The sequence below is a fragment of the Streptomyces sp. NPDC088794 genome (assembly GCF_044750545.1).
In the GTDB taxonomy this organism is placed as follows: Bacteria; Actinomycetota; Actinomycetes; order Streptomycetales; family Streptomycetaceae; genus Streptomyces.
Genome location: NZ_JBIVKB010000005.1, coordinates 133,841 through 155,222, shown reverse-complemented (window position 1 = coordinate 155,222; position 21,382 = coordinate 133,841). Strand labels below are relative to the sequence as shown.

Here is a 21,382-nt window from a genome sequence, read left to right as displayed (position 1 = left end):
ACGAGTCCCAGGAGGTGACGACCATGGCCACGACCACGACACTCGCCAAGGCCGACGAGTCCGTCGAGTACGCCGCACGCCTTGAGCATGTCTCGAAGTCCTTCGCGACGCCGGGCGGGCAGCAGCTCGTGCTGGACGACATCAGCATCGATGTCGCTCCGGGCGAGTTCGTCACCCTCCTGGGCGCCTCGGGCTGCGGCAAGTCCACGCTGCTGAACCTGGTGGCGGGGCTCGACCAGCCCACCGGCGGCTCCATCACGACGGAGGGGCGCCCGGCCCTGATGTTCCAGGAGCACGCCCTCTTCCCGTGGCTGACCGCGGGCAAGAACATCGAACTCGCCCTGAAGCTCAGGGGAGTTCCCAAGCCCGAACGGCGCGGCAAGGCCGAGGAGCTCCTCGAACTGGTCCGCCTGAAGGGCGCGTACGGCAAGCGCGTGCACGAACTGTCCGGCGGTATGCGCCAACGCGTGGCGCTGGCCCGCTCGTTGGCGCAGCAGAGCAACCTGCTGCTGATGGACGAGCCGTTCGCCGCGCTCGACGCCATCACCCGGGACGTGCTGCACGACGAGATCACCAGGATCTGGGCGGAGACCGGGATCTCCGTCCTGTTCGTCACCCACAACGTGCGCGAGGCGGTGCGGCTCGCGCAGCGGGTGATCCTGCTGTCCTCCCGGCCCGGCCGGATCGCGCGTGAGTGGACGGTCGACATCCCGCAGCCGCGCCGGATCGAGGACGCGCCCGTCGCCGAACTGTCCCTTGAGATCACCGAAGTCCTGCGTGGGGAGATCCGCCGTCATGGCCAGCACTGAGACGACACGGGTCCAGGACGCCGGTGCCGGAAACGGCAGCGTCGAGGCGGGCCTGGACGCGCTGGAGACCACGGCCACCGGCCGCCCGACCTTCCGGCAGACCTTCGTCAGCAAGATCCTGCCGCCGATCATCGCGCTCGGGGTGGTCCTCGCCGTCTGGTTCATCCTCTACCCGATCGTGGACGACCCCTCCAAGCTGCCCTCCCCCGGCGCCGTGGGCAGCGCCTTCAAGGAGGCCTGGCTCGAGGGCGATCTGCTCGGCTACATCTGGACCAGCGTCTCGCGCGGTCTGCTCGGCTTCTTCTTCGCGCTGCTCATCGGCACCCCGCTGGGACTGATCGTGGCGCGGGTGAAGTTCGTCCGCGCGGCCATCGGCCCGATCCTGTCCGGGCTCCAGTCCCTGCCGTCGGTGGCATGGGTGCCGCCGGCCGTGATCTGGCTGGGCCTGAACAACTCGATGATGTACGCGGTGATCCTGCTCGGCGCGGTCCCCTCCATCGCCAACGGCCTTGTCTCCGGCGTCGATCAGGTACCGCCGCTGTTCCTGCGCGCGGGCCGCACGATGGGCGCGACGGGGCTGAAGGGCATCTGGCACGTCACCCTGCCGGCCGCGCTGCCCGGCTATGTGGCCGGCCTCAAGCAGGGCTGGGCGTTCTCCTGGCGCTCGCTGATGGCGGCCGAGATCATCGCCAGCTTCCCCGATCTCGGCGTGGGCCTCGGTCAGTTGCTGGAGAACGCGCGTACCGCCAGCGACATGGCCATGGTCTTCGAGGCGATCCTGCTCATCCTGTTCGTCGGCATCGCGATCGACCTGCTGATCTTCAGTCCGCTGGAGCGGTGGGTGCTGCGCAGCCGAGGCCTGCTGGTGAAGGGCTGAACAACGTCATGCGCTCCCCGGTCCTCCTCGTCATCGCCCACGGCAGCCGTGACCCACGGCATGCGGCGACCGTGCACGCCCTGGTACGGCGGGTACGGGCGGCGCGGCCGGGGGTGCGGGTGGAGGTCGGCTTCCTGGACTTCAACATCCCTTCTGTGCAAGGGGTGTTGGAGTCGCTGGACGCGGAGGGCGTCCGTGACGTCGTGGCCCTGCCGCTGCTGCTGACGCGGGCGTTCCACGCGAAGGCGGACATCCCGGCGGTGCTGGCGTCCGCGCCGGCGCGGTTGCGGATTCGGCAGGCGGAGGTGCTGGGTCCTTCGCCGTTGCTGCTGTCGGCGCTCGAACGACGGCTGTACGAGGCCGGGTTGACGCCGGCGGACAAGTCGTCGACGGGGGTTGTGCTGGCGTCGGCCGGGTCCACCGACCCGGAGGCGATCGCGGTGATCGCGGACATCGCGCGGAAGTGGCGGGACACCGGTTGGTGCGCCGTGCGCCCCGCGTTCGCCTCCGCGTCCCTTCCCCGGACCGAGGACGCGGTGAGGGAACTCAGGGCGTCGGGCTGCGCGCGGGTGGCCGTCGCCCCCTACGTCCTCGCCCCCGGCTTCCTGCCGGACCGCATCGCGCGGGGCGCGGCGGAGGCGGACGTACTCGCCGATGTGCTCGGTCCGGCGCCGGAGGTGGCCCGGGTGCTGCTGGAGCGGTACGACGCGGCTCGAGTGCCGCAGCTTGCGGCCGTCGGCGCCTGATCGAGCGGGGCCGGTCCGTACCCGTCCGGCCCGTACCGTCCCGCCCGTCCTGCGCGCGAGCCGGGTCGTGCCGTCCCGCCGTGCTCGGGGCACGGCGGGACGAGGTGCCGGCTGCCGGACCTGGCGGCCTCAGGACCTGGTGGTCGCCCTGACCGTGGCCGTCGGCCCGATGCCGGCCGCTGTCACCGCGGCGACCGTCACGGTGTACGAGGTCGCGGGCTCCAGGCCGCCGATCACCCGGAACATGCCCTTGGCGGAGGGCTGGGTGACCAGGACGTCCCGGCCGGTGACGTCGATCGGGTCACGGCCGTCGGAGACGGTCACCCGGTAGCCGGTGATCTTCGCGTCCCCGGTCGCGGTGGGCGGGGTCCAGGCGAGGGTGGCCGCCGTGGCCGCCGTGCGCAGCTTGGGACTTGTGGGTGCGCCGGGCGGGACGACCGACGCCGTGGGGGTCAGCGGCAGCGAGGCGAGGGACGGGGCGCTGCTGCCGTACGCGTTGCTCGCCGTGACCGTCACCGTGAACGGGCCGCCGGACGACGGCAGTTCATCGATGCGCAGCAGCGCCGTCCGCTTGAAATCGGCTGCCCGCACGCCCTGTCGGGCGACCTGTGTGCCCGAGGCGTCGTACACCCGTGCCGTGTACGACCGCACCGGCGAACCTCCGTCGGCGAAGGTCGGGTTGAAGGTGACGTACAGCGCGTCCGTGCCCGCCGTGCTGGTCCCGACCCGGGACGGCGCCTCGGGGACGGACGCCGCTCCGATCCGGCGGTCGAGCAGCCCCCGGTAGGCGGGTTCGAGTCCGGCGTTGTCGAGGATCCGCGACGGCACGTCGGACAGGGCGGCCATGGTCTTGTTGCCGGTCGTCACCAGCCCCTTGTTGTCGCCGTCGGCCGTGCCCTCCTCCCACCAGTTGTCCTTGACGAGGGTCGGGTCGTTGTTGCCGAGGGCGTCGCGGTAGTCCGTGTGGCGGGAGGCGACGTTGGCGTAGGAGGCGTTGTAGAGGACGTTCCCCTCGACGGTCTCGTAGGTGCAGCCGTTGTCGGTGTAGATGTTCTTGCCCAGGCCCCACTGGTCGTGGACGACGTTTCCGGTGACCTTCTCGCCGTCCGTCATGGACGTCCCCGTCAGCCCCTGGGTGTAGATGCCTCCGCCGTCGTCGAGCATCTGCATGTAGTCGTGGACGAGGTTGTCCCGCACGGTGTTGTCGTGGCTCGCGTTCGGGGTGGCCGGGTCCTCGATCTTGTCGGGCCAGCCGCCCCAGCCCATCGAGATCGCCGAGTAGCCGACGTGGTCGATCTGGTTGTGGGCGATGGTGTTGTGCCGGGTGTAGCCGTTGAGGACGGCGACACCGCCGTGGTACTCGCGGGGCAGGCCGTAGAGGTGGTTGTCCGTCACCTGCACGCCCGAGGCCGGTGTGCCGCCGTCCACTCCGCCGATCTCCAGGCCGTTGCCGGAGATGTCGGTGAAGATGCTTCCCCGGACCGAGGAGTCCCTGCTCCCGGTGCCCAGGTCGAGTCCGGCGGCGCCGAGGTGGGCGAAGACGTCGTCGGCGAACTCGATGCGCTGCCCGTACGCGAAGGACACGTTGCCGGGCATCTTCGTCCAGGACGCGAACGGGCACGTGCCGCCCTCGACGTACCGGCACAGGCCCTGGGTGGCCCAGCCCTGGTCACCGGTGACGGTGTAGCCGGCCTGGATCTCGGAGAAGCCCTCGGGCCGGGAGGGCGTCAGCCAGGTCGCGTAGCTGAACCGGATGCCGCGGAAGGCGATGTCGTGCACGGGCGCGTCGGCCGTGCCCCGCCCGTCGACGAGTTTCTCGGCCGCGGCGGCCTCGACGTCGGCGCGGGCCGGGTTCTCGCCCTGGCGGGGCAGGTAGTAGACCTTGTGCGCGCTCCGGTCGAGGTACCACTCGCCGGGCTGGTCGAGGAGTTCGTAGGCGTTCTCGACGTACGTGGCCTTTCCGCTGTTCGTCAGATGCCCCGGGCCGACCATGCCGACCGTGCGCCCGGGGATGTCGGGGAACTCGACCCGCTTGTTGGAGTTGTCCCAGCAGGGCTGGACCATCGTGATCGTGGTGCCCTCGGCGGAGGCGATCCGGCAGCGCGGCTCGGTCCACTGGCCGAGGCCGTTGCGCTCGATGTTCCACAGGGCCTCGCCGCTGGTGTAGACGAACTCGGCGTCCGCGGGGTGCTTCCAGTGGGCGATGGTGTCCGAGGAGGCGGTGTAGCCGGCCGCCGTCTGCGTCAGTTGGACGGGCACGGCGCCACGGGCGCGCTGGGCGCGCACTCCGTCGACGTACAACTGCCGTGTGTCGGTGAGTCCTTGGGGTGCGGGGGCGGACCACAGCCCCTTGCGGCCCGGGACCTGGCGCCAGCCGACGACCTGGCGGCCGCCGCTGACTTCCGTGTCCCCGGCGCCCTGCCAGATCACCCGGTGGCCGTTGGTGCCGGAGTCGCGGGTGTCGAGGGTGAGCGGACCCGACTGGCGGTAGGTGCCGGAGGCGAGGTGGACCGTGAGATCGGACCTCAGCCGGCCGGCCCGGGTGCGGACCAGGTCGCGGGCGCGTTGCAGGGTGTGGACGGGATGTCGTGCGCTGCCGTCGGCGTGGTCGTCGCCCGTCGGTGAGACGTAGAGGTCGGAGGCCGCGGCCTGGGCCGGGACCGCGAGACCGGGGACCCCGAGGGCCAGTACAGCGGTGACAAGGGTGACGAGGGCGGCTCTTCGGTGCGTGGGCATATACCCCTCCCGTGGGATCAGCCTGAACCCAACGCCGGGAAAGGTAGGAGCATTTGAGTGCCCCAGTCAATGAAAGAGACAGAGAATGACCAGAACGCCTCCTTCCGTACCGTGATTCATCCGATCAGTCGAAGCGGAGTGACCCCGTGCGCGTGCGCTTGAGCTCGAAGAAGTCGGGGTCGCCGGCCAGGACGCGGAAGCTGTCGAAGAGTTCGGCCGCCCGGGGTCCCCGCGGGATCGCGCGCAGCACGGGACCGAACCACACCGTCCCGTCGACATGGATGGTGGGTGTGCCCACGTAGCCGCCGGAGTCGGGCTCGACGCCGGCTTCGTGGCTGCGGCGTACGGCATCGTCGTACGCCGATTCGTGCGCGGCGGCGGCCAGGTCGGCGGGGAGACCCAGTTCGGCGAGGGAGTCGGCGATCACCGCGTCGAAGTCCTCGGCCTTGTCCTCGTGGATGCGGGTGCCGAACGCGGTGTACAGATCGCGCAGGACCTTCTCCCCGTGCCGCTCGGCGGCGGCCACGGCGACCCGGACGGGGCCGATGGACTTGTCGACCAACTCCCGGTACCAGTCGGGGAGTTCGTTGCCGGCGTTGTGCAGATACAGGCTCATGGCGTGGAAGCGGAGGTCGAGCGGACGCGCCCGCTCGACCTCCAGCAGCCAGCGGGAGGTGATCCAGGCGAAAGGGCAGGCGGGGTCGAACCAGAAGTCGACGCGGGTGGATGCGGCGGCGGATGCGTTGTTCGTCATGCCGACGACATTAGGTGCCGATTGGACCGGCGTCCTGAACCAATCGATCAGTTATTCACTGACCCATTCAGGACTCCCGAACAGACGCGACAGCCTCGTCGGCCCGCCGGACCAGTTCCCCGATCGGCATCGATCCCGCCGCACGGCGCTCGCGCGCGAAGGTGTTGGCCAGCTGCTGGAGCAGGTCATTGAGCGGTGTCGGGACGCCGTGCAACCGGCCGAGGAGGGCGATCTCACCGTTGAGGTAGTCCGCCTCGATCGTGCCCGTGCCGCGGGTGAGGGACTGCCAGGTCGAGCCGCCTCCGCGTGGGGCGCCTTCCAGGGGAACCAGGTCCACCTTGTGGCCGCGCAGGGCTCGCTGTTCCTCGAGGCTCGCGTACGGGATTCCGGCCGCGTCGAGGACTGCCTCGCCCTCGGAGCGGACCCGCTCGTAGAGTGCCTGCGCCGCCTCGCCGGTGACCGGGCCGGCGACCGCCTCCAGCGCGTTGCCGAGGTTGCCCAGGAGCTTGGCGTACTGCCAGCGGGAGACGTCCGGGACGACCGGGGACTCGAAGTGGGACTTCTCCAGGTCGGCGGCGACCAGGCGGGCGGTCTCGTCGGTGCCGTGCGGGTGGCGGCCGAGGTGGAGGATGCCGGTGAGGGGCGCGCCGCCCGCGGAGACGGAGCCGGGTTCGAGGAAGGTGGCCGGCAGCCAGACGCAGACGCCGTACACGTGCCGGAAGACGCGGAGGGCGAGGCGCTGGCCCTCGACGCCGTTCTGGGCGCAGAACAGAGGGAGGCGTTCGGCCGCCGTGCCGCCGCCGGCGACCGGCGCCGGGCCCCAGGCCGCCAGGGCGGCGACCGTGTCCTGCGCCTTGACGGCGAGGATCAGCACGTCGTCGGCGCGCAGTTCGCCGAGTTCGTCCGGGCCCTCGACGGCCGGCAGGCGGTACGTGAACTCGCCGTCCGGCACCCGCAGTCGTAGCCCGCCGTCCCGCAAGGCCGCGAGATGGGCACCCCGCGCGACCAGAACGACCTCGTGTCCGGCCCCCGCCAGGCGTCCGCCGATCGCGCCGCCGACGGCACCTGCTCCGATGATGATGTAGCGCATGGCACGAGCCTCGCACAGCAATGTGTAAGGTCCATCAAAGCTCGGTGAAATCCCGGTCAGGCTGCCGGTGAGGTGAGTTCCACCAGCTTGGCCACGGTGTTCCAGTTGCGGGTCGTGGCGATCAGGCCCTTGTTGATGCGGGGCTTGGCGAGGTGTTCGGCGAGCTTGGAACGGCCGAGGCCGTCGGGGGCGTAGAGGTACAGGGCGCGGTCGCCGAGGCGGAACTCCTCCGGGAGGTAGGTGTCCCGGTCGATCTCCGCGAAGCGGTCCGCGTCGACGGGGGTGGAGAAGTACGTGACGTGGAGCTGCTTGGGTTCCAGGTCCGCGGCCGGGAAGGGACAGGCCTCGGCGATCGCGGCGAGGTAGGCGTGGTCGCGGACGATCACGTCCACCGGGAAGCCGAACTGCTTCTCGATCGCCTCCGTCAGCTCCGCCGCCAACGCCTCCTCGTCGCCGCGGCCGGTGGTGAAGACCGCCTGTCCGCTCTGGAGGTGGGTGCGTACGCCGTCGTGACCGAGGCCGGCCATGAGCTGCCGCAGCTCGGCCATCGGAAGCTTCTTCTTGCCGCTCACGTTGATCCCGCGCAGCAGCGCCGCGTACGTCGTCGTCATGGGCACACCATAAGTCGGCCGTCGTGCCCAGTGGGGGTGGGCACGACGGCCTGGGCCGCGCGGGGTGGGGTACGCGAGCGGGCTGCGCGAAACTCTGGCCGATGGGCGGGCCGGGGGCAACACCTGCACCCAGCTGTGACTTGTTCAATAAGGTTTCGTAATCACAAACGGGACCCTGCCCGACGGACCGGACACCCCGGCGGTCCGCGCACTTGTTCCCGAGCCCCCGTACCCCGGATAGATGTAGGGGCCCCTTGTCCTCCCAGACGGTGACACCCGGGGGTTTACCGGTGGGTCGTGGGGAGGACCCCGGCCGGAACACCTCACCGGCGAGCACGATGAGATGCGTTTACCCGGCCCATACCTTCGAAAGGACAGGTGGCGGCAGGGGTCGTCACCGTGACGAGGGGGCAAGCCCGTCATGGGGAACGGAGAATCGCGGGTGCGGGGCGTAGCGGCCCGAGCCGGTGGCTGGAGCGCTCGGCACCGATGGGCGGCGATCGGCATATGGGTGCTGTTCGTCGTCCTGGCGATGGGGCTCGGTTCGGCCTCGGGGCGGGTCGACGTCAAGGACAGCGACCAGCTCAAGGGGGAGACACACACCGCCGCCAAGATCATCGAGGACGCGGGGATCGACGAGCCGGCCAGTGAGACGGTCCTGGTCCAGGCGAAGAGCGGCGGGATCAAGGCCACCGACGCCCAGTTCCGGGCCGCGGTCGACGCGGTCGTCAAGGCGGTCGACGGGACCGGCAAGGTCACGGACGTGACGTCGCCGTACGACACGGACACCATCTCCAAGGACGGGCGCAGCGCGCTGGTGCAGTTCGACATGCGCGGCGACTCCGAGACCGCGGGCGAGCGGGTGGAGCCGGTGCTGAAGGCCGTCGAGGGGGTGCAGAAGGAGCACGAGACGCTGCGGATCGAGGAGATCGGCGGCGCGAGCATGCAGAAGACCTTCGACGACGCCTTCGGGGACGACTTCGAGAAGGCCGAGCTCTCCGCGGTGCCGGTGGCCCTCGGCATCCTGCTCATCGCCTTCGGCGCGCTGGTGGCCGCGCTGCTGCCGGTAGCTCTGGCGATCACCGCGATCATGGCGACGATGGGCCTGATGGGCGTCGTCAGCCATGTGATGCCGATGAGCGACACCGCCAACTCCGTGATGCTGCTGGTCGGTCTGGCCGTCGGTGTCGACTACTGCCTGTTCTATCTGCGCCGTGAGCGCGAGGAGCGCGCCGCGGGCCACGACGCCCGCACAGCCCTGCAGATCGCCGCCGCCACCAGTGGCCGCGCGATCATCGTCTCCGGTGTCACGGTGTGCGTGGCGATGGCGGGCATGCTCTTCACCGGGCTCGCCGAGTTCGAGGCGATGGGCCTGGCCTCGCTGATGGTCGTGGCGGTCGCCATGGTCGGCTCCGTGACGGTGCTGCCCGCGGTGCTCTCGCTGCTGGGCGAGCGGGTCGAGAAGGGCCGCATCCCCTTCCTGCGCAAGGCGATGGAGCGGCGGGCCGCCCGCACGGGCGGGGAGAGCCGGTTCTGGACCGCCGTCCTGCGCGGGGTGCTCGCCAAGCCGCTGGTGGCCGTGCTGGTCGCGGCCGGCGCGCTGCTGGCGATCGCGGCCCCCGCGCTCGGCATGAAGACCCAGAACCTCACGCTGGACCAGGAGTTCGGCGACTCGCTGCCGATCGTGCAGACGTACAACCGCGTCAACGACGCCTTCCCCGGCGGCTCCGAGCCGGCCGAGGTGATCGTCCAGGCGAAGGACATCAACGCACCCGAGGTGAAGTCCGCGCTCGCCGACTTCCGTGAAAGCGCAATCAGTTCGGGCGCCTCGCGCGGCCCGGTCGAGATCAAGCTGCACAACGCGCAGAACATCGCCTACGTGTACGTCCCGCTGGTCGGCGGTTCCGATCTGGACAAGGCGGGCGCGAGTCTGAAGAAGCTGCGCGACGAGGTGCGGCCCGCGACCCTCGGCAAGGTGGACGGCGTCCAGGCGCCGATCACCGGACAGGTCGCCGGTTCACAGGACTTCAACGACCAGCTCGGCGGCGCCGTCGTCCCGGTCTTCGTGTTCGTGGTGGTCTTCGCCTTCGCGCTGATGCTGCTGTCGTTCCGGTCGCTGACGATCGCGATCACCTCGATCGTGCTCAACCTGCTGTCCGTGGGCGCCGCTTACGGCATCCTCGTGGCCGTCTTCCAGCACGGCTGGGGCGCGTCCCTGGTGGGCGCGGAGGGGGTCGGCGCGATCATCACCTGGCTGCCGCTGTTCCTCTTCGTGATCCTGTTCGGCCTGTCGATGGACTACCACGTGTTCGTGGTCTCGCGGATCCGCGAGGCGCGGCTGCGCGGGCGCACCACGCGGGACGCGATCCAGCACGGTGTGGTCACCACGGCCGGTGTCGTCACCAGCGCCGCGGTCATCATGGTCGCCGTGTTCGCGATCTTCGGAACGCTGTCCATGCAGTCCATGAAGCAGATGGGTGTCGGCCTCGCGGCCGCGGTGCTCATCGACGCGACGATCATCCGGGGCGTGCTGCTCCCCGCGGTGATGGCCCTGCTGGGCGAGCGCAACTGGTACTTCCCGAAGTGGATGAACCGGCTGCCCGACCTCACGCACGACGAGTCCGCGGAGATCGCCGCGCCGCCCGTGACGCGGGACGACGAGGGCGAGCGGGTGCGGGTCTGATCCTCCGCGGATTCTGAACGTCCTTGTACTGAGGGCCCGTTGGCATCCCGGGGGAGCCAACGGGCCCTCGCCGTACCGTTGTCGGAGCCGAGCACTACGGTTCCCCGCATGACTCCTGAACTGCGGGACAGATTAGGTCCCTTCCGTGACACGGCGATCGCCCGGGGCATCCCGGCCGAGGACGTGGAGCGCTGGCTGGACACCGCCCGCCCCTGCGCGACCCTGTCGAAGGACGGGGACGGGCCGGTGGTGGGCCGGTTCGGCGGGCCCCTGCTGCTGCCCGCCGACGTCCCGGACCCCTACTTCCCCTTCGTCGCCTCCATCGACCTCGCGGCCCTGCCCGCCGACGCGACGGACCTCCCCCTGCCGACCGACGGCCACCTGCTCCTGTTCGCCTTCCCCGAGGGCGACGGCAGCCTCGAGAACATGGGCGAGGTCGTGTACGTACCCGCGGGCACGGCCGTGACGGAGCGGGACAAGGACTCCGGGGACCTCTTCGAGGTCGACGAGTTCCGGGAGCTGATCGAGAAGTTCCCGCAGGAGGAACTGCGCGCGAGCACCGACGTCTCCCTGCCGTACCACTGCGCGGTCGAGATCCCGGAGAGCCCCTACAGCCGACCGCTCCCCGGCCACCCCCGCTCCGAGGACCTGGTCCGCGTGTGGGACGACACCCTCGACGACATCGCCGGCGACGGACCGCTCCAGCTCGGCGGCTACTCCTCGGAGGAGGCCGTCTACCTCGACCCGGTCACCACCGTCGTGCAGTGCGCGGTGCATACGGCGCAGGAGGGCCGGTGGCCCGGCGGCGGGACGGTGTCCGCCGATGTCGCGGACTGGGTCCTGCTCGCCGACTGGAACCCCGGCATCGACGGCATCGAGGGCGCCACGGTGCACTGGGCGATCCAACGCGAGGACCTGGCCGCACAGCGCTTCGACCGTACGTGCGCCACGGTCTTCTGGAATCCCTGACAGTGCCGGACGCCAGAGCAACTAGGCGGTCCGTGGCGGCAGTTCCGCCTCGATCAGGTCGACCGCCCTCTGGGTGCCGCCCTCCTGAGACATCTCGGCACCGATCTCCTTGAGCCGGCGGGCGACTTCGGGGTCGTCGACCAGGGACAGGGCGACCGCGCGCAGGGTTTCGGGCGTCGCCTCCGCCGTGGGCAGATGGCGGGCCACACCGAGGGACTGGAGCATGTCCGCGTTGCCGAACTGGTCGACGGCCTGCGGTACGGCGATCATCGGGGTGGCGGTGGCCAGCCCCTCCTGGCTGCCGCCCGCACCGGCGTGCGTCACGAACAGGTCGGCCTGCTTGAGGATCGCCAACTGCGGGACCCAGGAGTGGACTTCGACGTTCGCCGGCAGGTCACCGAGGACGGCGGGGTCCACGTGCCGGCCGATCTGCAGGACGAGGTGCCAGCCCGGCAGCCCGCCGAACGCCTCGGCGCAGGCCCGGTAGAAGTCGGGCCGGTCGGTGAAGCTCGACCCGAGCGACACGAGCACCACCTTCTCGGCACCGGCCGGCCGCCGCCACTCCCCCTCGGCCGCGCGAGCGCCCTGGCAGGCGCCGACGAAGGAGTACACCGACTCGTCGACCCGGTCGGCGTTCGGCTGCAACGCCCTGGGGATCAGGACGATCGAGCGGTCGGGGCGGCCGGCGAACGGGTCGGGGTGCCGGGTGATCCCGTTCTCCTCCAGCCAGGCGTGGAAGCGGGCGTAGTAGGCCTGGCCGCGCTCGGTCTTCTTCGGCTCGGCCCACATCGGCTCGGCGACCTCCTCCTCGTAGCCCTCCCAGGCGACGAGGTTCGGTGAGAGCGAGATCGCGGGCACGCCCCAGCGGTGGGCGAGGACGCGCGCCGGGTACGAGGTGATGTCGTGCACGACGAGGTCCGGTTCGTCGCCGTCGTACGCCTCGATCAGCTGGGGCAGCGCCTGGATCGCGTCGGCCAGGAACGGCTCGACGTTGTCGAGGAGGGTGCTGCCCCAGTCCGCCGGATCGGCGTCGGGCCCCGGCAGCGTGGAGTTCCACACCTTGGGCTCGGCACCGGTCTCGGCGACCTTCTCCACGAACGCCGGCGGGATCGCGTACGTGACCCGGTGGCCACGGGCGACGAGCCCACGGATCACTTCGAGGCTCGGGTTCACGTGGCCGTGGGCGGCGATGGAGAACATGGCGATATGGGCGGGGGTGGTGGTGCGGGCGGGAGCGGCGGTGCGGGGGCGACTGGTCATACGAGAGACGGTAGGCGAGACGAGACGTCTCGTCCAATCAATTACCGGCACGCCAGGCACGCCCTGCACCGTCAGCGCCCCACCGTCCCTACCTCGCCAGCACCTCATGCAGCCGCAGCCACTTTCCCGGCGACACCTCCCCCACCAACACCCGCGGATCCAGCCCCGCCGCCCGGAACGCGGCATCGACCCGGCGCCGGGGGCAGGCCCGTCGCAGGGAAGCGTGCAGTGAGCCGCCGACGCCGGAGAACCCCAGCTCGACCAGCTGCCGCCAGCCCTCATACACATCCGGTTCGAGCAACGGGGTGCCGCGCCGCTCGATCCGGACGATCCCCGCGTCCACGCTCGGCACCGGCCGGAACCGCCTCCGCTCGACGCAACCGACCAGCCGCCACTCGTAGCGCGGCCAGCTGCGGACGGTGAGCAGGGTCCAACTGCCGTAGTCGCCGGTGCGTTTGCGGGCGTATTCGAGCTGGGTGAGCAGCGTGGCGTCGGTGAGGGCGGGTGCCCGCAGACACCAGTCGACGATGGCGGCGGTACGGGAGAAGGGCACGTTCCCGGCGACGGCGAACGGCGTGCGTGGGGGCCGGGTGTCCATGAAGTCCCCGGCGACGACACGCACTTGGGGTGTGTCGGTGAAGCGGGTGCGGAGCCCGGGCACGAGCCGGGGATCGATCTCGTGGGCGTGCAGCTCCCGGCACCGGGGAGCGAGCTGCACGGTCAACGCACCTTTCCCTGCTCCCACTTCGAGCAGGAGGGGTACCTGTCGTCCGCGCGGGACGGCGAGTCGGGCGACGTATTCGGCGGTGGCGCGGTCGGCGAGGAAGTTCTGCGAGAGCGCGCGAGAAGTCCGAGTGGGGCGGGCCATGGCCTGCGGTCCTTGTCTTCCGTGAAAGGGGAAAGGGCAGCCGAAGGCCCTGACCGGAAGACAGGCGAAAGCGAAGAACGGGGCGCGGACCGCACCGCGAGGAAATCAGCGAAGGTCAGCCGATTTCAGTGGCGATCAGCGTGGCTTCCCGTACCGGTCAGGGCACCGGGACCACGACGCATCCGAACGGAGTGCGTGGTGCCCCGGCCGAGACCGGTGTTGAAGATCGCGTTGAACGCTGCCATGAACGGCACGCTAGGTGCGCCCACCGCCACCCGGCAACGGATTTTCCGCCCGGCGCGTCAGCGCTGATAGCGGGCGAGCACCAGGTTCCCGTCCTTCTCCAGCCGTTCGCGCAGTTCGTCGAGGTCGATCGCCCCGCTGTAGTACTCCTGGAAGGCGGGGGTCGCCACCTTGTCCTTCCACTCCGGATAGCCCCGCACGGACTGCGCGGGCGCCGGCCGCAGGTACCGCGCCAGGGCCGTGCCCGTGGCCCAGCCGTTCTCGGCGGTGTGCAGGGCCGGGTCCTTGAGGGCCTGGGTGCCGGTGGGCAGCATCCAGTCGCCGAGGGCGAGCCGCACCATGTTGCTCGGCCGCAGCAGGAAGTCGACGAACTCCACGGCCTCTTTCTTGTGCGGGCTGTCCTCGGCGATGGAGAGGGTCTGCGGGCTGACGCCCTGGGTCAGCCCGTCGGCGCCGGCAGGGGCAGGCAGTACCTGCCACTTGAAGCCCTTGGGCGCCTGCTGCACGATCTGCTGGCGGTAGGAGAAGCCGAGCGGGACCATCGCGTACCTGCCGCCGAAGAAGCCGGGAAGGGTGTCCGAGCCGCCGCTGCCGAGGGTCGAACTCGGCGCGCTGTCATCGGTGTTCACCTGGTCGTGCACCGTGCGCGGCACCACCTCGTCGCTCGGCTCGAACCGGACGGTCACCTTGCCGTCCGCGCCCCGATGGAAGAGCTGTCCGCCGGCCGAAAGGGACAGGTTGAGCGTGGCGGAGACGGGCTCCTTCAGCGGCCAGGCGACCCCGTACTTCCCGTCCCCGCTCAGCTGACGGGTAATGTCCCTGAACTCCGCCCAGCTCCAAGGGTGTTCGGGCGTCGGGATGCGTACGCCCGACTCCTTCAGCCAGGTCGCGTCGGCGATCAGCACCCGCGGCTCCTGGAGGAACGGCACGCCGTAGACGCCGTCCCCGAAGGTCGCCGTCTCCCAACTCCGCTGCGGGATGTCGGACTTCAGCCGCTCGGGCAGCAGCTCGCGCAGATCGGCGAGGTAGCCGCCGTAGGCGAAGTCGGCCAGGTCGTCGGAGGCATCGTGGATGATGTCGGGTGCCTCACCGCCCTCGAAGGAGGTGAGGAGCTGGTCGTGGACGCTGTCCCAACTGCCCTGCACGTACTCGACCTTGACGTCCGGGTGGGTCCTGTTCCACTCCGCGACCAGTTCCTTGTTGGCCTTGACCGACTCCTCCTGCCAGGCCAGGGACTGGAAGCGGAGGGTGACGCGGCCGTCGGCCGAGTCACCGCCACCGCTGGTGCAGCCGGCCAACAGCAGGGCCAGCACGGTCAGGAGGGCCGTGACCGCGGGGACGCCACCGACTGTCCTGCCGCGCATCAGTTCTTCACCGCCCCGGTGAGCATGCCGCCGGTGATCCGCCGTTGGATGACCGCGAAGACGACCAGTGAGGGCAGGGTCGCGAGGAAGGCCGCCGCCGCGAGCGGGCCGAGGTCCGCCACACCCTCGGCGCCGATGAAGTGGGTGAGCACCACCGGCAGGGTCTGTTTGTCGGAGGTCTTCAGCAGGACCAGCGCGAAGAAGAACTCGTTCCACGCGGTGACGAAGGCGAACAGCGCGGTCGCCACGATCCCCGGCATGAGCAGCGGCGCCACCACCGACACCAGCGTCCGCAGCCGCCCGGCCCCGTCGACCGCCGCCGCCTCCTCCAACTCGGCCGGTACCGCCCGGACATAGCCGGCCAGCATCCACAGCGAGAACGGCAGCGCCCAGACGACGTAGACGAGGATCAGCCCGATCAGGGAGTCGATCAGGCGCAGGTTCTTCAGCACCAGGAAGAGCGGGATGATCACCAGGACCAGCGGGAAGGCCTGGCTGACCACCACCCAGCCGGTCGCGGCCCGGGTGAGCGGGCCGCGCTGCCGGGCCATGACGTAGGCCAGCGGGGTCGCGATCACCACGGCGACCAGCGCGGCACCGGCCGCGGCGAGCAGGGAGTTGAACGCCGCGTGCAGCAGGGGCTGTTCGTCGAAGGCCTGGCGGAAGTTGTCCAGGGTGGGGTGGTCGGGGATCCAGGTGGGGTGCAGACTGCCCAGCTCGCGCGGGGACTTGAACGCGGTGGAGATGAGCCAGAGGAAGGGGAAGGCGAGGAAGACGAGATACGCGAGCAGGGCCGCGTACTGGCCGACTCGGGCGCTGGTGCGGGTCCTCACGCGTCGTCGCCTCCCCTGAGCCGGCCCACCAGGAAGAGGGCGAGCAGCACCGAGATCGCGGCGACCATCACGCAGCCCATGGCCGCCGCGTAGCCGAACTGGCCGTAGCGGAAGGCCTCTTCGTAGGCGAACAGCATGGGCAGGCGGGTGCGGCCACCGGGGCCGCCGCTGGTCAGCACGTAGACCAGGGCGAACGAGTTGAAGTTCCAGATCAGGTTGAGCGCGGTGATGGCGAGGGCGATCGGTCTGAGGGCGGGCCAGGTGACCGTGCGGAAGCGGCGCCACGCGCCGGCGCCGTCGACCGCCGCCGCCTCGTGGAGTTCGCGCGGGGTGTTCTGGAGCCCGGCGAGCAGTGCGACGGTGGTCTGCGGCATGCCCGCCCAGACGCCGACGACGATCACCGCGGGCAGGGCGGTGCCCAGGCCGCTGAGCCAGTCCCGGCCGTCGCCGAGGCCGAGGTCGCGCAGGGTCTCGTTGAGGACGCCCGCGTCCGGGTTGTAGACGAGCCGCCACATGATGCCGACGACGACCTCGGGCATGGCCCAGGGGACGATGGCGAGGGCGCGGGCCAGCCATCTCAGCCGCAGGTCCTGGTTGAGCAGCAGGGCGAGGCCGAGCGCGAGGAGGAACTGCGGCACGGTCACCCCGACCGCCCACACCAGCCCGATCCGGAAGGACTCCCAGAACAGGGTGTCGTGCAGCAGGTCCTGGAAGTTGAGACCGCCGATCCACTGGGTGGAGCGGGTACGGCCCGACTGGGCGTCGGTGAAGGCCAGCAGGATGCCGTAGAGCAGGGGTCCGACGCTCAGCACGAGGATCGGCAGCAGCGCGGGCAGCACGAGGAACCATGCGGTGCGTTCGCCGGGGCGCGCGGTCGGTCTCCCGGCATTCGACACCAACGCCACGGAATCTTCCCCTTTGTTCGGCTCTCCTCTGTTCGGCTGTTCGGCGTGGCCAAACCCGGCCATGGTCGTGAAGGTCAACCGCCCCGTCAAGGGCGTGCGCACCAGGTCTCACCTGTATGGATGCGAGACTGAACGTCCGATGGCGAGAACCCGACGCCAACGCGAGGTCGAGCACGGAGGCGGACGATGGACGAGGCACGGGCCCGGGACGTACTGGCCGCGGCGGAAGTGCTGCCCGGGCCGGCAACGGACGCGCGGCTCCTCGCCCTGGGCGAGAACGCGGTGTTCGCCGCCGGTGACCTGGTCGTCAAGGTGGGTCGCGACGCCGAACTCCTGGACCGGGCGGGCCGCGAGCTGGACATCGCGCTGTGGCTCGCCGAGTCGGGCGTCCCCGCGGTGCGCGCGGCGCGGCCGGAGCCGATGCTGGTCGAGGGGCATCCGGTGACCGTGTGGCACCGCATGCCCGATCCCGTACGCCCCGCCGAGCCCCGGGATTTGGCCGAACTGCTACGCCTCGTCCACGCCCTTCCCTCCCCCGCCCCCTCCTCCCCCGCCCCTTCTTTCTCCGGCGGCACCCTCGAGCTCCCGCCCCGCGAGCTGCTGAACGGGGTGGAGCGCTGGCTGCGCCTGGCGGGCGACGCGGTCGATCCGGCGGACGCGGCGTATCTGCGCGAGCGCCGGGACGGGTTCGCGTCGGCCGCGGCCGGACTCACTCCGCAGCTGCCGCCCGGCCCGATCCACGGCGACGCGCTGCCCCGCAATGTGCATGTCGGCCCGGACGGTCCTGTCCTGGTCGACCTGGAGACCTTCTCCGCCGACCTGCGCGAGCACGACCTGGTGGTCATGGCCCTCTCCCGCGACCGCTACGGCCTGCCGGCCGAGGCCTACGACTCCTTCACCGAGGCGTACGGCTGGGACGTGCGCGAGTGGGACGGCTGCTCGGTACTGCGCGGTGCCCGCGAGACGGCCAGCTGCGCCTGGGTCGCCCAGCACGCGCCGAGCAATCCCAAGGCGCTGGCCGAGTTCGAACGCCGGGTGGCGTCACTGCGGGACGGGGACGAGTCGGTGCGCTGGTATCCGTTCTGAGCCCTTTGGCGCAAGGCCCGACCCCTTGTAACACAAGGCTGTTCAGACGGTCTCGTCGGCCGGCTCGCGCAGTGGCCAGACGCCGTCCACCACCGCCGTCTCGTCGCCCTTGCGGCGCAGGAAGCTCTGGAAGTCCGCCGCCCACTCGGCGTACCACTCGATCTGACGGCGGTGCAGCTCCGCCGGGCCGAGGGCCGCGATCTTGGGGTGGCGGTCGGCTATGGCACCGGCCAGCCGGGCCGCGGCCAGGGCGTCGGCCGAGGCGTCGTGGGCGGAGTCGAGCGGGACGCCGTACTCCGTGCAGACCGCCTCCAGGTTGCGCTTGCCGCGGCGGTAGCGGTCGACCCAGCGGTCGATGGTGTACGGGTCGATGACCGGGGCCGGGTCGATGCCGCCCAGCCGGTCGCGCAGGGACGGCAGGGCGTACCTGCGCAGTTCGGCGGAGAGCAGGCTCAGGTCGAAGGCCGCGTTGTACGCGACGACCGGGACGCCCGTCTTCCAGTACCCCACGAGGACGTCCGCGATGGCGTCCGCCACCTGGTCGGCGGGGCGGCCCTCGCCCGCCGCCCGTTCGTTGCTGATCCCGTGCACGGCGACCGCGTCCGCCGGGATCTCCACGCCCGGGTCGGCCAGCCACTCCCGGTGGCCGGCCGGTTCGCCCGCCCTTACTTCGATCACGGCACCCGTGACGATGCGCGCCTGACGCGGATCCGTCCCGGTCGTCTCCAGGTCGAAGCCGACCAGCAGCTCCTGGTGCCAGCCCATCGGCGGCCCCCCTTCTTGGTGGTGCTTTCCCCCAGTGGTCTCCACGATCCCATGTGCCACTGACAATCAGAGGACCGCCTTCCGCTTACCGGCGGAGGTGTGCACGACACTTCAGGACACGGGCCGCGAATCCGCCCAGGACGTCTCGAACTCCTCGCGGTAGGTCGGGAAGAGGCCGGTGTCGTCCACATCGCCGGACTTGACCACCCGGTTCCCGTTACGCAGGACGAACACCGGGCCCTCCATGCCTCTGGAGCGCCGCAGATAGGACTGGACGACCCCTATGCCGTCGGCGCCGTCGCCGTCCACGAGGTAGGCCGTGAAGCGCGGGGTCTCGTCGTAGACCTGGATCTCGAAGGCGCCCGGGTCGCGCAGCCGGGAGCGGACCCGGCGCATGTGCAGGATGTTCATCTCGACCGCGCGGCTCAACTCGCCGCGCTTCATGCCCAGTTCGCGCTCGCGCCGCTTGACCGAGCTGGAGGCCGGGTTGAGGAACAGCAGCCGCACCCGGCAGCCGGCCTCGGCCAGGCGCACCAGACGGCGCCCGGAGAAGTTCTGCACGAGCAGGTTGAGGCCGATGCCGACGGCGTCCAGCCGGCGGGCGCCGCCGAAGATGTCCTCGGCGGGGAACTGGCGCAACAGCCGTACCCGGTCGGTGTGTACGGCGACCACGTCCGCGTACCGGTCGCCGACCAGGTCCTCGACCGCGTCCACGGGCAGCCGGCGCGCGGACGGCACGTCCCCGCCGGCGCCGAGGACGTCGAGGAGCTTCGCCGAGGCCCGCTCGGCCTGGTTGAGGACGGCCTCGGACAGGGCCCGGTTGCGGGAGACGACGTTGCGGGTCACCTCCAGCTCGTCCAGGGCGAGTTCGACGTCCCGGCGGTCGTCTATGTAGGGCTCGAAGCACGGCCAGTGCTGCACCATCAGCTCGCGCAGCTGGGGCAGGGTGAGGAAACTGAGGACGTTGTCGTCGGCCGGGTCGAGCAAGTAGCCCTTGCGGCGGCTGACTTCGCGGACGGCGACGGCCCGCTGCACCCACTCCTGACCGGCCGGTCCGGCGGCGGCGACCACCCAGTCGTCGGCGTGGACGGGTTCGTAGATGGGACGCAGAACAGCGGCCACGACAGCTCGCAGCCGCTGTTCGACGAGGTTCAGCCAGATGTAGGCCCGGCCGGCTCGCTGGGCGCGCGTACGCACCTCGCGCCAGGCGTCGGCGTCCCAGTCCAGCTCCGGCCCGATGGAACTCGTCTCCATGGGCCTGGCCAGGGACACCGTGCCGGGCGGGACGTCTGTGGAGTTCCCCTCGTGACCCTCGTCACCAGGGGGCAGCTCCAGCCCTCCCGAGCCCACCCGCGCACCGCCTTCCGCTCCCCCGAGCACTCTCCGTGTCAACGATCAAGGAAGGGTACTCCGGGAGCGGTCGGCGGTGCAGCCGCTTGGACAGGGTCGTTTCTCAACTACTCGGTCGCCAGTGGCCGTTCTGTGACGCGAGGGCATCGGGAGTGAGCGGATTCATAGCCGTAACGTCGCGCGGGGAGATCGAGAAGCCCTGCCAGTGGATCGGCATGGGCTGCTGGTCCTCGTCCCGGGCGATGTGGTGGAAGCCCACGTTCATCCAGACGATCGGGTGCGTGAGGGTCTGCCCGTTGACCCACTTGTCCACCGACTTGCCCGCCGGAGCAGGGCAGTTGCCCGGGTTGTTGCTCGCGAACTGCTCGCACTTGTTGTACTCGGTGAAGTACAGGTCGTGCTTGGTGAAGCTGCGCCCCGGGTACTTGGTGGTGGTGCCGGGCACTATCTCGTACGAGCGCGCGTGGTTGTCCTTGTTCTTGCCGGTCGCGCTGACCATCCGCCACCAGCGGTAGGTCTTGATGTCGCCCGCGAGTTCCTTGGTGACGCTGGTGCGGGTGGTCTTGGTGCTCGGGGCCTGCCGGCCGGGCGCGGGCGCGGTGACGGCCGAGTCGTACTGCTCGACCTTGCCCTTGGAGGAGCCGTCCAGGCCGAAGTCGAGCCGCCAGAAGACGTTGTGGGCGTGGCTGGTGGCGAAGGCCTTGGCACCCTTGCCGATGGGCCAGCCGCGGCCGTCGCCGGCGTCGTAGTCCTCGTAGGAGAGGCTGCCGGTGGCGCCGACGTTCATGTTGATGGTGCCGTCGTCCTGGAAGCGCCACTCGGTCATGTACTCGTACCAGCCGACCTGGTTGACCGTGTAGACGAGCAGGTCCTTGCCCTGGGCCTGGTAGACCTGGTTGGCGCTGTTGCCCTGCATGCGGTAGGCGTGGCCGCGCGAACGCGTCGTGGTGCACAGGCCCTTGACGTTCGGGTGTGCCGGGTCCCAGGCGTCGGGGACCTTGACGGTCTTGATGGTGCCGCCGGGGCACTCGCCGGGCGCCAGGTTCACCAGGCCCTGGGCGAAGCCGAAGCCGGTCAGGTCGTCGTACTCGACGCTGCCGTCGTCGTAGGGGACGTCGATCTGGGCAAGCCGGGCGCTGTTGAGGACCTTGATCGGCTTGGTCTCGCCCTTGGGCTGGTAGGAGACGTTGTCGAGGACGAGGCCGGCCTTGCTGTCGTAGCGGTAGCACATCCGCCAGGTGGTGCCGGTGGCGAGCTTCTGCTCGATCTTGTAGGCGGCGCTGCAGTCGGCGGCCGCCGCGGGGGCCGCCTTCGGCTGGGCGACGGCCGGTCCGGCGCCGGTGGTCGCGCCGGCCGCCAGCGCGGCCACCGAGAGGCCGACGGCCGTACGGGTGCGGGCGCGGCTGAGTCTGTTCACGCGCATGACGAGGTAA

The 21,382-nt window shown here is 70.6% G+C and carries 18 protein-coding genes; 6 read left to right on the top strand and 12 right to left on the bottom strand.

All coding sequences use genetic code 11. From position 1 onward, the window contains the following. The first annotated feature begins 23 nt into the window (after positions 1-23). Genes ACIP6U_RS16110 through ACIP6U_RS16100 form a run of 3 tightly spaced genes read left to right on the top strand, consistent with a single transcriptional unit; the run spans position 24 to position 2,432 of the window. Positions 24-809, top strand: a complete 786-nt coding sequence (locus ACIP6U_RS16110) for an ABC transporter ATP-binding protein (RefSeq protein ID WP_401717336.1) — start codon at positions 24-26, stop codon at positions 807-809. Continuing rightward, a complete protein-coding gene (locus ACIP6U_RS16105) occupies positions 796-1,686 on the top strand; it encodes an ABC transporter permease (RefSeq protein ID WP_401717333.1) in 891 nt (296 codons plus the stop codon). Before ACIP6U_RS16110 ends, ACIP6U_RS16105 begins: the two co-directional genes overlap by 14 nt. Positions 1,687-1,694: 8 nt before the next feature. Further along, positions 1,695-2,432 (top strand): sirohydrochlorin chelatase, encoded by a 738-nt coding sequence (locus ACIP6U_RS16100; protein ID WP_401717330.1) that lies wholly within the window; start codon positions 1,695-1,697, stop codon positions 2,430-2,432. Positions 2,433-2,561: 129 nt separating this feature from the next. Here ACIP6U_RS16100 and ACIP6U_RS16095 read toward each other — a convergent pair whose 3' ends face one another. The 4 genes from ACIP6U_RS16095 to ACIP6U_RS16080 all read right to left on the bottom strand — a co-directional run bounded on the left by ACIP6U_RS16095 (position 2,562) and on the right by ACIP6U_RS16080 (position 7,623). Then, complete coding sequence (locus ACIP6U_RS16095) at positions 2,562-5,168, bottom strand: right-handed parallel beta-helix repeat-containing protein (protein WP_401717327.1); 2,607 nt, start codon at positions 5,166-5,168, stop codon at positions 2,562-2,564. Positions 5,169-5,292: 124 nt separating this feature from the next. Beyond that, positions 5,293-5,922, bottom strand: a complete 630-nt coding sequence (locus ACIP6U_RS16090) for a DsbA family protein (protein ID WP_401717324.1) — start codon at positions 5,920-5,922, stop codon at positions 5,293-5,295. Between the two features lie 67 nt (positions 5,923-5,989). Then, positions 5,990-7,012, bottom strand: coding sequence for a ketopantoate reductase family protein (locus tag ACIP6U_RS16085; protein ID WP_401717321.1), 1,023 nt, complete (start codon positions 7,010-7,012; stop codon positions 5,990-5,992). 56 nt (positions 7,013-7,068) lie between these two features. Beyond that, complete coding sequence (locus ACIP6U_RS16080) at positions 7,069-7,623, bottom strand: DUF1697 domain-containing protein (protein ID WP_401717318.1); 555 nt, start codon at positions 7,621-7,623, stop codon at positions 7,069-7,071. Positions 7,624-8,044: 421 nt separating this feature from the next. Between ACIP6U_RS16080 and ACIP6U_RS16075 the strand changes: the two genes are divergently transcribed. Together ACIP6U_RS16075 and ACIP6U_RS16070 are read left to right on the top strand one after the other, a co-directional pair. Next, positions 8,045-10,306 carry an MMPL family transporter gene (locus ACIP6U_RS16075; RefSeq protein WP_401717315.1) on the top strand — a complete coding sequence of 754 codons (2,262 nt, stop codon included), beginning with the start codon at positions 8,045-8,047 and terminating at the stop codon, positions 10,304-10,306. 108 nt (positions 10,307-10,414) lie between these two features. Then, entirely contained in the window at positions 10,415-11,275 is an 861-nt protein-coding gene (locus tag ACIP6U_RS16070) for a DUF1963 domain-containing protein (protein ID WP_401717313.1), read from the top strand. A 21-nt stretch (positions 11,276-11,296) separates the two neighbouring features. On the opposite strand, the gene mgt is transcribed toward ACIP6U_RS16070, so the two are convergent. The 5 genes from mgt to ACIP6U_RS16045 form a co-directional block, all read right to left on the bottom strand. Then, the gene (gene mgt, locus ACIP6U_RS16065) at positions 11,297-12,535 is read right to left on the bottom strand and encodes a macrolide-inactivating glycosyltransferase (protein WP_401717310.1); all 1,239 of its coding nucleotides are present in this window, start codon (positions 12,533-12,535) and stop codon (positions 11,297-11,299) included. 88 nt (positions 12,536-12,623) lie between these two features. Further along, the gene (gene erm / locus ACIP6U_RS16060; protein ID WP_401717307.1) at positions 12,624-13,403 is read right to left on the bottom strand and encodes an ErmE/ErmH/ErmO/ErmR family 23S rRNA (adenine(2058)-N(6))-methyltransferase; all 780 of its coding nucleotides are present in this window, start codon (positions 13,401-13,403) and stop codon (positions 12,624-12,626) included. Positions 13,404-13,705: 302 nt separating this feature from the next. Beyond that, positions 13,706-15,010, bottom strand: coding sequence for an ABC transporter substrate-binding protein (locus tag ACIP6U_RS16055; protein ID WP_401717305.1), 1,305 nt, complete (start codon positions 15,008-15,010; stop codon positions 13,706-13,708). Continuing rightward, positions 15,010-15,843, bottom strand: coding sequence for a carbohydrate ABC transporter permease (locus tag ACIP6U_RS16050; RefSeq protein ID WP_401717302.1), 834 nt, complete (start codon positions 15,841-15,843; stop codon positions 15,010-15,012). Before ACIP6U_RS16050 ends, ACIP6U_RS16055 begins: the two co-directional genes overlap by 1 nt. Next, entirely contained in the window at positions 15,840-16,748 is a 909-nt protein-coding gene (locus tag ACIP6U_RS16045) for a carbohydrate ABC transporter permease (protein WP_123996918.1), read from the bottom strand. The genes ACIP6U_RS16050 and ACIP6U_RS16045 overlap by 4 nt, the downstream gene beginning before the upstream one ends. 186 nt (positions 16,749-16,934) lie before the next feature. On the opposite strand from ACIP6U_RS16045, the gene ACIP6U_RS16040 reads away from it, so the two are divergent. Further along, positions 16,935-17,834, top strand: a complete 900-nt coding sequence (locus ACIP6U_RS16040) for a phosphotransferase enzyme family protein (protein ID WP_401717299.1) — start codon at positions 16,935-16,937, stop codon at positions 17,832-17,834. Between the two features lie 42 nt (positions 17,835-17,876). Here the strand turns inward: ACIP6U_RS16040 and ACIP6U_RS16035 are convergent, their stop codons facing one another. From ACIP6U_RS16035 to ACIP6U_RS16025, 3 genes are all read right to left on the bottom strand, one after another. Then, a complete protein-coding gene (locus ACIP6U_RS16035) occupies positions 17,877-18,599 on the bottom strand; it encodes a 3'-5' exonuclease (RefSeq protein WP_401717296.1) in 723 nt (240 codons plus the stop codon). A gap of 111 nt (positions 18,600-18,710) precedes the next feature. Next, the gene (locus tag ACIP6U_RS16030) at positions 18,711-19,949 is read right to left on the bottom strand and encodes an SAV2148 family HEPN domain-containing protein (protein WP_401717293.1); all 1,239 of its coding nucleotides are present in this window, start codon (positions 19,947-19,949) and stop codon (positions 18,711-18,713) included. 103 nt (positions 19,950-20,052) lie between these two features. Further along, a complete protein-coding gene (locus tag ACIP6U_RS16025; protein WP_401717290.1) occupies positions 20,053-21,372 on the bottom strand; it encodes a copper amine oxidase in 1,320 nt (439 codons plus the stop codon). Positions 21,373-21,382: the final 10 nt, after the last annotated feature.

Excerpts from the sequence above, each read along its gene's own strand:
- ACIP6U_RS16075 (WP_401717315.1), top strand. The coding sequence starts at position 8,045 with ATGGGGAACGGAGAATCGCGGGTGCGGGGCGTAGCGGCCCGAGCCGGT.
- ACIP6U_RS16035 (WP_401717296.1), bottom strand. The coding sequence starts at position 18,599 with ATGGGCTGGCACCAGGAGCTGCTGGTCGGCTTCGACCTGGAGACGACC.
- ACIP6U_RS16055 (WP_401717305.1), bottom strand. The coding sequence starts at position 15,010 with ATGCGCGGCAGGACAGTCGGTGGCGTCCCCGCGGTCACGGCCCTCCTG.
- mgt (WP_401717310.1), bottom strand. The coding sequence starts at position 12,535 with ATGACCAGTCGCCCCCGCACCGCCGCTCCCGCCCGCACCACCACCCCC.
- ACIP6U_RS16025 (WP_401717290.1), bottom strand. The coding sequence starts at position 21,372 with ATGCGCGTGAACAGACTCAGCCGCGCCCGCACCCGTACGGCCGTCGGC.
- ACIP6U_RS16110 (WP_401717336.1), top strand. The coding sequence starts at position 24 with ATGGCCACGACCACGACACTCGCCAAGGCCGACGAGTCCGTCGAGTAC.
- ACIP6U_RS16100 (WP_401717330.1), top strand. The coding sequence starts at position 1,695 with ATGCGCTCCCCGGTCCTCCTCGTCATCGCCCACGGCAGCCGTGACCCA.
- ACIP6U_RS16090 (WP_401717324.1), bottom strand. The coding sequence starts at position 5,922 with ATGACGAACAACGCATCCGCCGCCGCATCCACCCGCGTCGACTTCTGG.
- ACIP6U_RS16070 (WP_401717313.1), top strand. The coding sequence starts at position 10,415 with ATGACTCCTGAACTGCGGGACAGATTAGGTCCCTTCCGTGACACGGCG.
- ACIP6U_RS16040 (WP_401717299.1), top strand. The coding sequence starts at position 16,935 with ATGGACGAGGCACGGGCCCGGGACGTACTGGCCGCGGCGGAAGTGCTG.
- ACIP6U_RS16095 (WP_401717327.1), bottom strand. The coding sequence starts at position 5,168 with ATGCCCACGCACCGAAGAGCCGCCCTCGTCACCCTTGTCACCGCTGTA.
- erm (WP_401717307.1), bottom strand. The coding sequence starts at position 13,403 with ATGGCCCGCCCCACTCGGACTTCTCGCGCGCTCTCGCAGAACTTCCTC.
- ACIP6U_RS16105 (WP_401717333.1), top strand. The coding sequence starts at position 796 with ATGGCCAGCACTGAGACGACACGGGTCCAGGACGCCGGTGCCGGAAAC.
- ACIP6U_RS16085 (WP_401717321.1), bottom strand. The coding sequence starts at position 7,012 with ATGCGCTACATCATCATCGGAGCAGGTGCCGTCGGCGGCGCGATCGGC.
- ACIP6U_RS16080 (WP_401717318.1), bottom strand. The coding sequence starts at position 7,623 with ATGACGACGACGTACGCGGCGCTGCTGCGCGGGATCAACGTGAGCGGC.